Source organism: Paenibacillus sp. BJ-4, assembly GCF_020404765.1.
In the GTDB taxonomy this organism is placed as follows: Bacteria; Bacillota; Bacilli; order Paenibacillales; family Paenibacillaceae; genus Paenibacillus.
Genome location: NZ_JAIVEM010000181.1, coordinates 1 through 443 on the forward strand (window position 1 = coordinate 1; position 443 = coordinate 443).

Consider the following 443-nt stretch of genomic DNA (forward strand, 5'->3'; position numbering starts at 1 on the left):
ATAAAGACCTTCCGGTGACTTCGACACCAGCTGCGGCGCCGTCTCATCCGCTGTCACGAAATTCCAGGTGCTCTGATCCCAGATGCCGTTCGATCCCTGGCCACCACGATCCACAAACATGCCCGAGCTGACCTCTACATAGTACCGGGTATTGTCCGACAACGGATGATCCAGCTTCATCAACACGTCCTGACCACTAATACGTACTGTGCCTCCTGCAACCGTACCTCCGCTTACGTCAATTCGCCCAACCTCGGTTCCATCCCATTGATGCACAATAAGATGACCTGTTCCCAGTTCCACAGCTTCACTGAAGATCATGTTCAAGTTCGGCGTAGGCGTCTGTCCGCTTCCCTGCGGATACAGTTGCGTATAATACGGCTGCATATCTCCCGTACGGAATGTCCAGTCCTGCGGCGTATGCATTCCCGCATACGGGTTCA

General features: G+C 54.0%; 1 protein-coding gene. It reads right to left on the bottom strand.

Annotation, left to right across the window (positions count from 1 at the left end; translation table 11 throughout):
- A partial coding sequence (locus LCF57_RS26390; RefSeq protein ID WP_318840812.1) for an Ig-like domain-containing protein occupies positions 1-426 on the bottom strand: 426 nt, incomplete at its 3' end.
- Positions 427-443: the final 17 nt, after the last annotated feature.